Origin of the sequence: Sinomonas sp. P47F7 (genome assembly GCF_049332655.1) — a bacterium.
Taxonomy (GTDB): Bacteria; Actinomycetota; Actinomycetes; order Actinomycetales; family Micrococcaceae; genus Sinomonas.
The window spans coordinates 3,365,928-3,378,375 of the sequence record NZ_CP186327.1; the positions used below are offsets into that span (position 1 = coordinate 3,365,928).

Below are 12,448 nucleotides of genomic sequence, written 5' to 3' on the forward strand. Positions count from 1 at the left end.
GTCTCACCCAATCCACCAAGAAAGGCCGACCATGGCATTCCAGATCGACCGCCGAAACTTCCTCGCCCTGACCGGGGTGGGAGCGGGCGCCCTCACCCTCGCTGCGTGCGGCGGCCCGGACACTTCCGGCACTGCCGCAACCACCGCTGCGGCCGACGTCGACTTCAAGGACGTCAAGCCGGCGGCTTCCATCGACTTCTGGTCGAACCACCCCGGCAAGTCCGAGGAGGTCGAGAAGAAGATGATCGAGGCCTTCCAGGCCGCCAACCCGGGCATCAAGGTCAACCTCGTCACCGCGGGCTCGTCGTACGAGGACATCGCGCAGAAGTACCAGGCCGCCCAGGCGGCAAAGTCGGGCCTCCCGGCGATCGTGGTGCTCTCCGACGTGTGGTGGTTCCGGTACTTCATCAACGAGTCGATCATCCCGCTCGACTCGCTGCTCAAGCAGCTCGACGTCAAGGTGAGCCAGTACCGCGACTCGCTCGTGGCCGACTACCAGTACTCGGGCAAGCAGTGGGCCATGCCGTTCGCGCGCTCCACCCCGCTGTTCTACTACAACAAGGACCACTTCAAGGCCGCAGGTCTCCCCGACCGTGCGCCCAAGACGTGGGCCGAGTTCGCTGAGTGGGCCCCGAAGCTCAAGGGCCAGGGCAGCGCGCAGTACGCCTTCATGTACGGCCCGCTCGCCGGGTACGCGGGCTGGACCATGCAGAACAACCTGTGGGGCTGGGGCACCGGCTGGTCCAAGGACTGGGACATCACGTGCGACTCGGACGACGCCGTCGCCGCGATCAAGTGGATCCAGGACTCGGTCTACACGGACAAGTGGGCGGGCGTCTCCTCGAAGGACCAGAGCGTCGACTTCGCCGCGGGCATCGCCTCGACCACGATCTCCTCGACGGGCTCGCTCGTCGACGTGCTCAAGAACGCGAAGTTCAACGTGGGCGTCGGCTTCCTCCCGGGCGGCCCCAAGTCGGAGAAGCCCGTCTGCCCGACCGGCGGCGCGGGCCTCGGCATCTCCGCCGGCATCCCGAAGGAGCAGCAGCTCGCGGCGGCCATGTTCATCAAGTTCGTGGGTTCGCCGGAGAACGCCGCGCTGTTCTCGGGCGCGACCGGCTACATGCCGGTCCGCAAGGACGCCGACATGACCACCGTGCTCGCGAAGACGCCGCAGATCCAAACCGCGATCGACCAGCTCTCCGCCACGAAGGTCCAGGACAACGCGCGCGCGTTCCTCCCGGGCGCCGACCAGGAGATGGGCAAGTCCGTCGCCAAGATCGTCACCCAGCAGGCGGACGTCAAGGCCACGCTCACCGATCTCAAGAAGACGCTCCAGGGCATCTACGAGAAGGACGTCAAGCCGAAGCTCAAGGCCTGACGCCCACCCCGCTTTTCCGGGCACCACGAACGACGGCGCCGCTCACCTTGTGGTGGGCGGCGCCGTCGTCGGTCTTAACACGCGTGCGCTAGAGGCGCACCACGAGCTTTCCGCGCACGTGCCCGCCCTCAAGCTCGCGGTAGGCGCGGGCCGCGTCGTCGAGATCGACGACGCCCGCGAGCTCGACCTTGAGGCGACCCGAAGCCGCGAGCTCGGCGAGCTCCGCGAGGTCGCTGGGGTTGGGGCGGACCCACACGTACTGGCCGCCGTAGACGTCGCGGGCCTTGCGGTCGGCGACAGAGGCAACGACCCCGCCCGCGCGGAGGAGCTGCGGAACCGTCTCGAGCGTGGACCCGCCCACGAAGTCGAGGATCACGTCGAAGCCCCCGGGCGCGAGCGCGCGCGCCGCGTCGACGAGTCCCTCGCCGTACGGAACCGGCTCCCCGCCGAGCGAGCGCACGAAGTCATGGTTGCGCGGCGAGGCGGTGCCGACCACGCGGGCGCCCGTCGCGGCGGCGAGCTGCGTCGCGAACGAGCCCACGCCCCCGGCAGCCGCGTGGATGAGCACCGTCGCGCCGGCGCTCACGCCCGCCCGCCGAAGGGTCTGGAGCGCGGTGAGACCGGCGAGGGGAAGCGCCGCGGCCTCCTCGAAGCTGAGGCCGGCGGGCTTGCGCGTGGCAGTCCGCACGGGGACCTCGACGAGCTCGGCGAGCGTCCCGCCGTGGATCACGTCCTTGCGCGCGTAGGCGAGGATCTCGTCGCCCACCTCGAACTCAGGCGTATCGAGGCCCGTCTTCACGACCGTGCCCGCAACGTCCCAGCCCGGGATCACGGGGAACACGGTGTCGATGAGGCCCTTGAGATAGCCCTGCCGGACCTTGTAGTCCACGGGATTGAGGCTCGCCGCGTGGACCCGGACGAGCACCGAGTCCGAGCCCGGATGCGGGTCCGCGACCTCTTTGATGGTCAGTACGTCTGCGTCTCCGAAATGGTCATACGTCAGTGCCTTCACGAACTGCCGAACGTGCGGGGGCCGGTAGGCATTCCCCATGAGCCGGGTTCGAGGCGCACGTCACGGGGTGGCGTTGGCGTGGGCGGGGCCGATCGCCAGCACGTCCTGGCCGTAGTCCGTGATCGTGTAGCGGCCGCACGAGACGGTGCGGTGCGGCGCGCCCGCCGCGGCCGCCGGGAGCGCGGGCGCCGGGTAGTGATCGTCGCTCAGCACGAAGGACACCGCGGCGCGCCCGTAGTCGGCGCGGTCGGTCAGCCACGGGTAGGCGTTGAAGTGGTCGTCGACCTGGATGAGGCTGCTCGGCTCGCCGAGGTAGGCCTTGGGGCCCCGGATGGTCCAGTAGCGTCCCGCACCCGTGCGATGGCTTGCCGAGACCCATGCGTCGACGCAGCGGACGTCCGCGTTGGCGGTCCCCGCCGAGCTCGTGAGCTGCGCGGCGACGACGGCGGACGCGGCGAGGCACGCTGCCGCCGACGACGCGAGCAGCGCACGCTGCCCGCGGGCCGAGAGCCTCCACTCCCGGCGCCGGCCCCAGCCCGGCAACCTCTCACGCAGGGAGCGGGCCGAGCCCGTGCTGAGGAGCTCGGGCGCGAGCACCAGGAGGCACAGCGGGGCGAAGAAGAGGGGCTGCACGTAGCGCGTGCCGACCGTGCCGAGCGCCACCGCCCCGACGAGCACCCCGACCGGGGCCACCCAGCCGACGCCCGCGAGAACGGCGCCCGACGCGTCATGGCGCGAGACGGCGCGCCGGAACACGAGCACGCACACGATCACGAGCGCCACAACAGGGGTCAGCGAGAGCGCCCCGGGAAGAGTCGACGTCCTGTCGGCGAGCTTCTCGACGTAGTAGATGGCGGTACCGAGCGCTTGGCCCGGCTTGGCGTACGCGGGCCCGTCCTTGGTGATGAGCGCGGCGAACGGAATCCGGCCCACGAGCCCGACGGCGGCGCCCGCCGCGAGGACGGCCGTCACCCGAGCGAGCGGAACCCATCCGACCACGCGCCGCCAGCCGAGGACGGCGAAGACGACCAGGAGAGGGGCGACCTCCCACGCGAGGTAGAGCGGATTCGTGAGGGTCGAGACGGCGCTCACCGCGAGGAGCACCGCCGCGAGCCAGCGCCCGGCCGCCTGTGGCCCGGCTGCTTGGGTTCCGGCCGCTTGGCCCTTGAGGCTCCGGGCCACAAGTCCCGTCGTCGCGATGGCCGCAAGCACGGTCATGCTGTAGAACGTCGCCGTGGCCAGGAGCGAGACGATCTCGAATGTGTCCCAGCCGGCCGTGTCGTCGAGGAGGCTCAGCCCGATCGCTGCCGCGAAGGCCACGAGGGCCCCTGCTACGCGCCGCCCGTGCGGCCGAGCGGGCCGGACGGCCCCGCTTACCAGGCGGAGCGTCGCGTAGAGCAAGAGGAAGTCGGCCACGCCATTGAGTGCGAACGTGCCCTTGACGCCGAGTCCGAGGGCCGCGAGGCCGAAGTACAGCGCCATCTCGGGGATGAACAGCACGGCGGAGAGCGCCCAGTCCTGGGGCTGCCCGGCGAGTACCGAGCCCCGCACGAGGGCCGGCAGCACCGTCTCCGGGTCGTAGTAGAGCATCCACGACCGATCGGTCGCGTCGAGGTGCGCGACCGCGAGCAGCGCGAGGAGAAGCGCGGCGGTCCAGCCGAACAGCTCGAGGGCCCATGCCGGGAGGGCGCGCGCGAGGGCGGCTTGGCCCTGTACCGCGCTCCCCCTCGCCCTCATGGCCTCAGCATCGGCGTCAGGCCGGGATCGGCACCGGCGCCACGCCGAGCGGCTCGAGCTCGGACGCGCCGCCGTCCTCCGCCGTGAGGACCCAGATGCCGTTCGAGTGGCGGGCCACCGAATGCTCCCATTGGCACGAGCGCGAGCCGTCGGTCGTCACGACCGTCCATTCGTCGTCGAGCACTCGCGTGTCGATCGAGCCGCGAACGAGCATGGGCTCGATCGCGAGGGCCAGGCCTGGCTTGATCTTGGCGCCGCGATGGCCCGTGCGGTAGTTCAGCACGTCGGGGGCCATGTGCATCTCGGAGCCGATGCCGTGGCCCACATAGTCCTCGAGAATGCCGAGCGGCGCGCCGTCCTGTTCGCTCACGAAATCGTCGATCGCGTCGCCGATGTCCCCCACGTGGGTGCCACGCGCGAAGGCCGCGATGCCGCTCCACATGGCCCGTCGCGTCACCTCGGAGAGCCGCACGTCGGCCGGATCGCCCTCTCCCACGATGACCGTGCGCGCCGAGTCGGCGTTCCAGCCGCGGACCACGCACCCGCCGTCGATGGACAGGATGTCGCCGTCGCGGAGCGTGCGGGGACCGGGGATCCCGTGCACGACCTCCTCGTTGACCGAGACGCAAATGTGCTTGGGGTAGCCGTAGTAGCCCAAGAAGTTGTACTGCGCGCCAGCCGCATCGACCACCTCGGCGAACGCTGCGTCGAGCTCGTCGGTCGTGACGCCCGGCGCGACGGCCGCCACCGCGGCGTCGAGCGCGCGGCTCAGCAGCAGGCCCGCCTCTGCCATGATCCGGAGCTGCCCGTTGTTCTTGTACTCGATCTTCCTCTGCCCGATCACGGGACTCCTCTCCCCCTCACAGTCCGACGGCGCCCTCTCGCACAAAAGCCCAAGGCGAGGGGCGCCGTCGTCCGGTCAGCACTGTAGTTTTTGGCGGGGCCTCAGGCTAGGTCCCGGGCACCGTTCTTGATCGCGTCGAGGACGCGTTCGGTGACCTCGTCGATGAGCCCGATCCCGTCCACCCGAGTCAGAATCCCGCGCTCCTCGTACCGCGACACGACGGCCTCGGTCTGCGTGTGGTAGAGCTCGAGCCGGTGGCGGATCACAGTCTCGTTGTCGTCGCTACGGCCCGTCTCCTTGGCCCTGCCGAGGAGGCGCTTGACCAACTCCTCGTCGTCGGCCGTGAGCTGCAGGACCACGTCGAGGCCGAGGCCGCTCTCGCTCAAGATCTCATCGAGGTACTCCACCTGCGCGACGGTGCGCGGGTAGCCATCGAGGAGGAACCCCTCGCGCGCGTCGTCCTGGGCGAGGCGGTCGCGAACCATGCTGTTCGTGACGCTGTCCGGGACGAAGTCGCCCGCGTCCATGTACTTCTTCGCCTCGACGCCGAGCGGAGTCTGCTCCTTGACGTTGTACCGGAAGATGTCCCCGGTCGAGATGGCCACGATGCCGAGTCGATCCGAGATTCGTTCCGCCTGAGTTCCCTTGCCCGATCCGGGCGGGCCAATGAGCAACATTCTCGTCATCGCAGTAGTCCTTCGTAGTGCCGCTGTTGGAGCTGCGCATCGATCTGCTTGACCGTCTCGAGGCCCACACCGACCATGATGAGGATCGACGTACCGCCGAACGGGAAGTTCGTGTTGGCCTGGACCAGCACGAGCGCGATGAGCGGGATGAGAGCCACGATGCCGAGGTACAGCGCGCCCGGCAGGGTGATGCGCGAAAGTACGTACTGCAGATAGTCCGCAGTCGGCTTGCCGGCCCGGATGCCCGGGATGAAGCCGCCGTACTTCTTCATGTTGTCGGCGACCTCTTCAGGGTTGAAGGTGATCGCCACATAGAAGTATGTGAAGAAGAGAATCAGCAGGAAGTAGGCCACCATGTAGACCGGGTGGTCGCCCTTGGTCAGGTTGTTGTTGATCCACTCGACCCACGGCGCGATGTTCGAGCCGTCCTTGGGGGTGTTGAACTGCGCGATGAGTGCCGGCAGGTACAGCATCGACGAGGCGAAGATGACCGGGATGACGCCGGCCATGTTGACCTTGATCGGGATGTACGTCGTGGTGCCGCCCACGGTCCGCCGGCCGATCATGCGCTTCGCGTACTGGACTGGGATGCGCCGCTGGGACTGCTCGACGAAGACCACGAGCGCCATCGTCACGAGGCCGATCGCCAGGACGATGAGGAACGTTCCGGGGCCCTTCGAGGTCCAGATCGCTCCGAGCGAGGCCGGGAAGTTCGCCGCGATCGACGTGAAGATGAGCAGCGACATGCCGTTGCCGATGCCCTTCTCCGTCACAAGCTCGCCCATCCACATGATGAGGCCGGTGCCGGCGGTGAGCGTGATGATCACGAGGATCGTCGCGATGATGCTCGGGTCCGGGATGATCTGCAGGTGGCAGTTCGGGAACAGCTGCCCCGAGCGCACGAGCGAGACGAGCGTGGTCGCGTTCAGCAGACCGAGCGCGATCGTCAGATATCGCGTGTACTGCGTGAGCTTCGTCTGGCCCGACTGGCCCTCGTCGTACAGCTCCTGGAAGCGAGGGATCACCACGCGCAGCAGCTGGACGATGATGCTCGCCGTGATGTAGGGCATGATCCCGAGCGCGAACACGGACACCTGCAAGAGGGCGCCGCCGCTGAACAGGTTCATGAGCTGGTAGATGCCCTGCTGCTGATCCTGGCCCGTGACGATGGGCGAGAGGCACGTCTTGACGTTGCTGTAGTTGACGCCCGGGGCGGGGATGAAGGCACCCAGGCGGTAGATGGCGATGATGCCCAGCGTGAACAGCAGCTTGCGCCGCAGGTCCGGCGTTCGGAAAGCCCGGCCGATGGCAGAAAGCACGCTTCTCCTCCCCGATCACGAGGAACGTAAGGTTGATGGCCCGCGCACAGGGTGCGGCGCGAGCAAGGTACAGCTACCGAGTCTAGCGGCAGGCGCGGCAGAGCAGATAATCCCGGCCGTTGCGCGCGGGTTGCGGGGTCCCGTCCCACGGGTTGCGGGGTCCCGTCCCACGGGTTGCGGGGTCCCGTCCCACGGGCCAGAGACCCCGCAACCTGCCGCCAGAGGCCCCGCAACCCTGGCGAGGCTTAACGCGAGAGGCCCCCACCGCCGTCGTAAGCAAAAACTCACGACGGCGGCAGGGGCCTTCGATTCACAGCGTGGAGGCGCTCCGCTTCCGTCAGAGGACGGTCGTGGAGCCGCCGGCGGCGGCGATCTTCTCGGCAGCGGACGCCGAGAAGGCGTGGGCGGTGACGTCGAACTTCACGTCGATGTCCCCGTTGCCGAGCACCTTGACGGGCTGGTTCTTGCGAACCGCACCCTTCGCGATGAGCTCGTCGACGCCCACGGTGCCGCCCTCGGGGAACAGCTCGACGAGCCGCTCGAGGTTGACCACCGAGTACTCAACCCGGAACGGGTTCTTGAAGCCGCGAAGCTTCGGCAGGCGCATGTGCAGCGGAAGCTGCCCACCCGCGAAGCCCGCACGCACCTGGTAGCGAGCCTTCGTGCCCTTGGTGCCGCGACCGGCGGTCTTGCCCTTGGAGCCCTCACCGCGACCCACACGGGTCTTCGCGGTCTTGGCGCCAGCGGCGGGACGCAGGTGGTGGACCTTAAGAGCGGTGCTCTTCTTCTCAGTTTCGTTCTCAGCCATTACTTCGCCTCCTCAACCTTCACGAGGTGCGGAACCGTGTTGATCATGCCCACGGTCACAGCGTCGGCCTTGCGGACGACCGTGTGGCCGATGCGCTTGAGGCCGAGGGAACGCAGGGTCTCGCGCTGGTTCTGCTTGGCGCCGATGACGCCCTTGATCTGGGTGATCTCCAACGTTGCGTCGGAGGGAGCCAGGTTCTTCCCCATGACTCATGCACCTGCCTTCTGGTTCTCGATGTTGCGCACCATTGCAGCCGGTGCGATCTCGTCGAGAGGCAGGCCACGGCGGGCGGCCACTGCCTGCGGCTCCTCAAGGCCCTTGAGCGCCTCGATCGTCGCGTGGACGATGTTGATGGCGTTCGAGGAGCCAAGGGACTTCGACAGCACGTCGTGGATACCGGCGCACTCGAGCACGGCGCGCACGGGACCGCCGGCGATCACGCCGGTACCCGGGGCAGCCGGGCGCAGCATGACGACGCCTGCGGCGGCCTCACCCTGAACACGGTGCGGAACGGTCGTGCCGATGCGCGGGACGCGGAAGAAGGACTTCTTGGCCTCTTCGACGCCCTTCGCGATGGCAGCGGGAACTTCCTTGGCCTTGCCGTAGCCGACGCCCACGGTGCCATTGCCGTCGCCGACCACCACGAGAGCCGTGAAGCTGAAGCGGCGGCCGCCCTTGACGACCTTGGCGACGCGGTTGATGGTCACGACGCGCTCAACGAACTGGCTCTTCTCGGCGTCGCGGCCACCGTCGCGGCCACCACGGCCACCACGGTCGCCGCGACCGCGGCCCTCGCCCCGACGGCCGCCGCGGCGGTCCTCGTTGGCGGGGGCGGCAGCCTCAGCGGCGCCCTCGGTCACATTCTCAGACACATTGTCCTTCTCGTTGTTCTCGACGGTCACAGTGCCAGCCCGCCTTCCCGAGCGCCGTCTGCAATCGCAGCAACGCGGCCGTGGTACTTGTTGCCACCGCGGTCGAACACGACGGCCTCGACGCCGGCAGCCTTCGCACGCTCGGCGATGAGCTCGCCCACGCGCTTGGCCTTGGCGGTCTTGTCGCCCTCGAACGCACGAAGGTCATCCTCGAGCGTCGAAGCAGACGCGACCGTGATGCCCTTGACATCGTCGACGACCTGGACGAATACGTGGCGCGAGGAACGCGTGACCACGAGACGCGGACGCTCGGCAGAGCCGACGACGCGCTTGCGGAGACGGATGTGGCGGCGCGAACGGGAAGCCGTGCGCGACTTGGCCGGACGCTTCTTGTTGATGCTCAGACCCATGGTTACTTACCAGCCTTCCCGACCTTGCGGCGGACAACCTCGCCGGCGTAACGGATGCCCTTGCCCTTGTAGGGGTCGGGCTTGCGCAGCTTGCGAATGTTGGCTGCAACCTCGCCGACGCGCTGCTTGTCGATGCCGGACACAGTGAACTTCGTGGGGCCCTCGACGCTGAACGCGATGCCCTCGGGGGCAGCGACGGTCACCGGGTGGGAGAAGCCGAGCGCGAACTCGAGGTCCGAGCCCTTGGCCTGCACGCGGTAACCGGTGCCGACGATCTCGAGCTTCTTCTCGTAGCCCTTCGTCACGCCCTCGATCATGTTGGCGATGAGGGTGCGGGTGAGGCCGTGCAGCGAACGCGCGACGCGCTCGTCGTTCGGGCGCGTCACCGAGAGCGTGGTGTCCTCGAGGCTGACCTCGATGGGGCTGGCCACGGCGTGCGAAAGCTCGCCCTTGCCGCCCTTGACGGTCACCAGGGCGCCGTCGATCTTGACCTCGACGCCGGCGGGGACGGTGATGGGGAGACGTCCAATGCGGGACATATCTTCTTTCTTCCTTCCCTTACCAGACGTACGCGAGGACTTCGCCGCCCACGCCCTTCTTGGCGGCCTGACGGTCAGTCAGGAGCCCAGAAGAGGTGGACAGGATGGCGATGCCGAGGCCGCCCAGAACGTGCGGGAGGTTCGTGGACTTCGCGTACACGCGGAGACCCGGCTTCGAGATGCGGCGGACGCCGGCGATCGAACGCTCGCGGTTCGGACCGAACTTGAGCGTGAGGGTCAGCTTCTTGCCGACCTCGGCGTCCTCTTCCTGCCAGCCGGCGATGAAGCCCTCGGCCTTGAGAATGTCGGCAACCCGGACCTTGAGCTTCGACGACGGCATGGCAACCTCGTCGTGGTAAGCCGAGTTGGCGTTGCGCAGACGAGTAAGCATGTCTGCGACGGGATCAGTCATAGTCATGTGGGCTCGTGCCCTTCCTCGCGACGGTTTCCGCCCGGCAGTGAGCCGCGCGCCTTGCGGCGCGGTGCGGACCTGTCACGTAGTGATTCAGTCTTCGGTCTTGAACGGGAAGCCCAGCGCCTTCAGCAGCGCACGGCCCTCGTCGTCGGTCTTGGCGGTCGTGACGACCGTGATGTCCATGCCACGGAGGCGATCGATCTTGTCCTGATCGATCTCGTGGAACATCACCTGCTCGGTGAGGCCGAACGTGTAGTTGCCGTTACCGTCGAACTGCTTGCCGCTGAGGCCGCGGAAGTCGCGGATACGCGGAAGCGCGAGGGTCACGAGGCGGTCCACGAACTCCCACATGCGGTCGCCGCGAAGCGTCGTGAAGGCGCCAATCGGCATACCTTCGCGGAGCTTGAACTGGGCGATCGACTTGCGGGCCTTGGTGACCTGCGGCTTCTGACCCGTGATGAGGGTCAGGTCGCGCACAGCGCCCTCGATGAGCTTCGAGTCCTTCGCGGCGTCGCCGACGCCCATGTTGACAACGACCTTGACCAGGCGCGGGACCTGGTTGACGTTGCCGTACTTGAACTCGTCAAGGAGCGAGGCCTTGATGGTCTCCGCGTACTTCGCCTTGAGACGGGGCACGATCTTGACCGGAGTCTCGACAGTCTCAGTCATCAGATGTCCTTCCCAGTGGCCTTGGAGTAACGGACGCGAACCGTCTTCTGACGGCCGTCCCGCTCCACGGTCTCGACGCGGAAGCCGACCTTCGTGGGCTTCTTGGTCTCGGGGTCAACGAGAGCCACATTGGAAACGTGGATCGGGGCCTCGACCTGCTCGATGCCGCCGGTCTTGGAGCCGCGCTGCGACTGGCCGACCTTGGTGTGCTTGGTAACGCGGTTGATGCCCTCGACGAGCACGCGGCTCGTCGCGGGGAACACCTTCAGGACCTTGCCCTGCTTGCCCTTGTCGCCACCCTTGTCCTGCTTGGTGCCGGTGATGACCTGGACCAGGTCGCCCTTCTTGATCTTTGCGCCCATGAGTCAGAGCACCTCCGGAGCCAGCGAGACGATCTTCATGAACTTCTTGTCGCGCAGCTCGCGGCCCACGGGGCCGAAGATGCGCGTGCCACGGGGGTCGCCGTCGTTCTTGAGGATGACTGCCGCGTTCTCATCGAACTTGATGTAGGAGCCGTCCGCGCGGCGGCGCTCCTTCTTCGTGCGGACGACGACGGCCTTGACCACGTCGCCCTTCTTGACGTTGCCGCCAGGGATCGCGTCCTTGACGGTGGCGACGATGACGTCACCGATACCTGCGTAGCGGCGGCCGGATCCACCGAGAACGCGGATGGTCAGGATTTCCTTCGCACCCGTGTTGTCGGCGACCTTGAGCCGCGACTCCTGCTGAATCACTATTACTCCTTACGTCTCGCCGGTTCTCAGATCGCGGTGATGCTGCGCCGAGCCTCGCGGAACGGATTGTCGGGGTGTCTCACGACCCGCCTGGATGTGGCCAGAACGGGCCTGAACCGCCGTGCCAGAGGCAATTGACCCCTTCCCAGCTAGCCCGCGCGCGGGCGCGCAGAAGGGCATTATGCGGTGGCACGATTGTTCACGAGGTTTGCGCGGCTGGACCCCGGCGAACGCACCGAAGCCACGAGGACTTCAGTGGGCGCGCCGAACGCAGCCGTACAAGCTCAATATCGTAGCACGAATAGACGAACACTTTTGACCCGGTAGCCGTACCCGAGACAAAGCGAGCGGCCCGCCCCTTCGACAAGGGACGGGCCGCTCGTGAACCCTGTGGGACGAACCCGAAGAGGCCTACTTGGCCTTCTCGAGGACCTCCACGAGGCGCCACCGCTTGGTCGCGGACAGCGGGCGGGTCTCCGCGATGAGCACGAGGTCGCCGATGCCGGCAACGTTGTTCTCATCGTGGGCCTTGCGCTTGCTCGTGCGGCGGATGACCTTGCCGTAGAGCGAGTGCTTCACGCGGTCCTCGACCTCGACGACGATGGTCTTCTCCATCTTGTCGGACACGACGTAGCCGCGGGCCGTCTTGCGGTGGCCGCGCTCCTCGACGTTCTCCGTCACCTTGTTCTCCTGCTCGCTCACTTGGCGGCCTCCTCGGTCGCAGCCTCGGCCTCGACAGCCTCAGCCTTGGCGGGCTTCTTGGACTTCTTCGCGGTCTTCGTCTCCGAGACGACGGACACGGGCTCGACGCGAATGCCGAGCTCGCGCTCACGGAGGACCGTGTAGATGCGAGCGATGTCCTTCTTCACGGCGCCGAGACGGCCGTGGCTCTCGAGCTGACCAGTAGCGGACTGGAAGCGCAGGTTGAACAGCTCTGCCTTCGCCTTCTTGAGCTCCTCGAAGAGGTGCTCGCTGTCCAGCTGGTCGAGCTTCTCAGCGGTCAGGTCCTTCGAACCGACTGCCAT

17 protein-coding genes are annotated in these 12,448 nt (G+C 67.4%); 1 reads left to right on the forward strand and 16 read right to left on the reverse strand.

The features are described from left to right. Positions 1-31 precede the first annotated feature (31 nt). Entirely contained in the window at positions 32-1,378 is a 1,347-nt protein-coding gene (locus ACOKR1_RS15755; protein WP_415856749.1) for an ABC transporter substrate-binding protein, read from the forward strand. Positions 1,379-1,466: 88 nt separating this feature from the next. Here ACOKR1_RS15755 and ACOKR1_RS15760 read toward each other — a convergent pair whose 3' ends face one another. The 16 genes from ACOKR1_RS15760 to rpmC form a co-directional block, all read right to left on the reverse strand. After that, complete coding sequence (locus ACOKR1_RS15760; protein ID WP_422936668.1) at positions 1,467-2,390, reverse strand: NADP-dependent oxidoreductase; 924 nt, start codon at positions 2,388-2,390, stop codon at positions 1,467-1,469. A gap of 60 nt (positions 2,391-2,450) precedes the next feature. Next, positions 2,451-4,127, reverse strand: coding sequence for a hypothetical protein (locus ACOKR1_RS15765; protein ID WP_422933898.1), 1,677 nt, complete (start codon positions 4,125-4,127; stop codon positions 2,451-2,453). 16 nt (positions 4,128-4,143) lie between these two features. Further along, complete coding sequence (map, locus tag ACOKR1_RS15770) at positions 4,144-4,971, reverse strand: type I methionyl aminopeptidase (RefSeq protein WP_422933899.1); 828 nt, start codon at positions 4,969-4,971, stop codon at positions 4,144-4,146. A gap of 101 nt (positions 4,972-5,072) precedes the next feature. Continuing rightward, on the reverse strand, positions 5,073-5,657 hold the full coding sequence (locus tag ACOKR1_RS15775) for an adenylate kinase (RefSeq protein WP_415854815.1): 585 nt from the start codon (positions 5,655-5,657) through the stop codon (positions 5,073-5,075). Further along, on the reverse strand, positions 5,654-6,976 hold the full coding sequence (secY, locus tag ACOKR1_RS15780) for a preprotein translocase subunit SecY (protein WP_422933900.1): 1,323 nt from the start codon (positions 6,974-6,976) through the stop codon (positions 5,654-5,656). The genes ACOKR1_RS15775 and secY overlap by 4 nt, the downstream gene beginning before the upstream one ends. A gap of 337 nt (positions 6,977-7,313) precedes the next feature. Next, positions 7,314-7,784: a 50S ribosomal protein L15 gene (gene rplO / locus ACOKR1_RS15785; protein WP_415854817.1), complete on the reverse strand. Its 471-nt coding sequence runs from the start codon at positions 7,782-7,784 to the stop codon at positions 7,314-7,316. Continuing rightward, positions 7,784-7,990 (reverse strand): 50S ribosomal protein L30, encoded by a 207-nt coding sequence (gene rpmD, locus ACOKR1_RS15790; protein ID WP_415854818.1) that lies wholly within the window; start codon positions 7,988-7,990, stop codon positions 7,784-7,786. Before rpmD ends, rplO begins: the two co-directional genes overlap by 1 nt. 3 nt (positions 7,991-7,993) lie before the next feature. Then, the gene (rpsE, locus tag ACOKR1_RS15795) at positions 7,994-8,644 is read right to left on the reverse strand and encodes a 30S ribosomal protein S5 (RefSeq protein WP_323277773.1); all 651 of its coding nucleotides are present in this window, start codon (positions 8,642-8,644) and stop codon (positions 7,994-7,996) included. 38 nt (positions 8,645-8,682) lie between these two features. Then, positions 8,683-9,066, reverse strand: coding sequence for a 50S ribosomal protein L18 (gene rplR, locus ACOKR1_RS15800; protein ID WP_422933901.1), 384 nt, complete (start codon positions 9,064-9,066; stop codon positions 8,683-8,685). Positions 9,067-9,068: 2 nt separating this feature from the next. After that, complete coding sequence (gene rplF / locus ACOKR1_RS15805) at positions 9,069-9,605, reverse strand: 50S ribosomal protein L6 (protein ID WP_422933902.1); 537 nt, start codon at positions 9,603-9,605, stop codon at positions 9,069-9,071. A gap of 19 nt (positions 9,606-9,624) precedes the next feature. After that, a complete protein-coding gene (gene rpsH / locus ACOKR1_RS15810; protein ID WP_422933903.1) occupies positions 9,625-10,023 on the reverse strand; it encodes a 30S ribosomal protein S8 in 399 nt (132 codons plus the stop codon). A gap of 87 nt (positions 10,024-10,110) precedes the next feature. Next, positions 10,111-10,689: a 50S ribosomal protein L5 gene (rplE, locus tag ACOKR1_RS15815; RefSeq protein ID WP_415854822.1), complete on the reverse strand. Its 579-nt coding sequence runs from the start codon at positions 10,687-10,689 to the stop codon at positions 10,111-10,113. After that, positions 10,689-11,051, reverse strand: a complete 363-nt coding sequence (gene rplX, locus ACOKR1_RS15820) for a 50S ribosomal protein L24 (protein WP_422933904.1) — start codon at positions 11,049-11,051, stop codon at positions 10,689-10,691. Before rplX ends, rplE begins: the two co-directional genes overlap by 1 nt. A gap of 3 nt (positions 11,052-11,054) precedes the next feature. Continuing rightward, complete coding sequence (gene rplN, locus ACOKR1_RS15825) at positions 11,055-11,423, reverse strand: 50S ribosomal protein L14 (RefSeq protein WP_043119386.1); 369 nt, start codon at positions 11,421-11,423, stop codon at positions 11,055-11,057. Positions 11,424-11,834: 411 nt separating this feature from the next. Continuing rightward, complete coding sequence (gene rpsQ / locus ACOKR1_RS15830) at positions 11,835-12,125, reverse strand: 30S ribosomal protein S17 (protein ID WP_422933905.1); 291 nt, start codon at positions 12,123-12,125, stop codon at positions 11,835-11,837. Beyond that, on the reverse strand, positions 12,122-12,448 hold the full coding sequence (gene rpmC, locus ACOKR1_RS15835; RefSeq protein ID WP_415854825.1) for a 50S ribosomal protein L29: 327 nt from the start codon (positions 12,446-12,448) through the stop codon (positions 12,122-12,124). Before rpmC ends, rpsQ begins: the two co-directional genes overlap by 4 nt.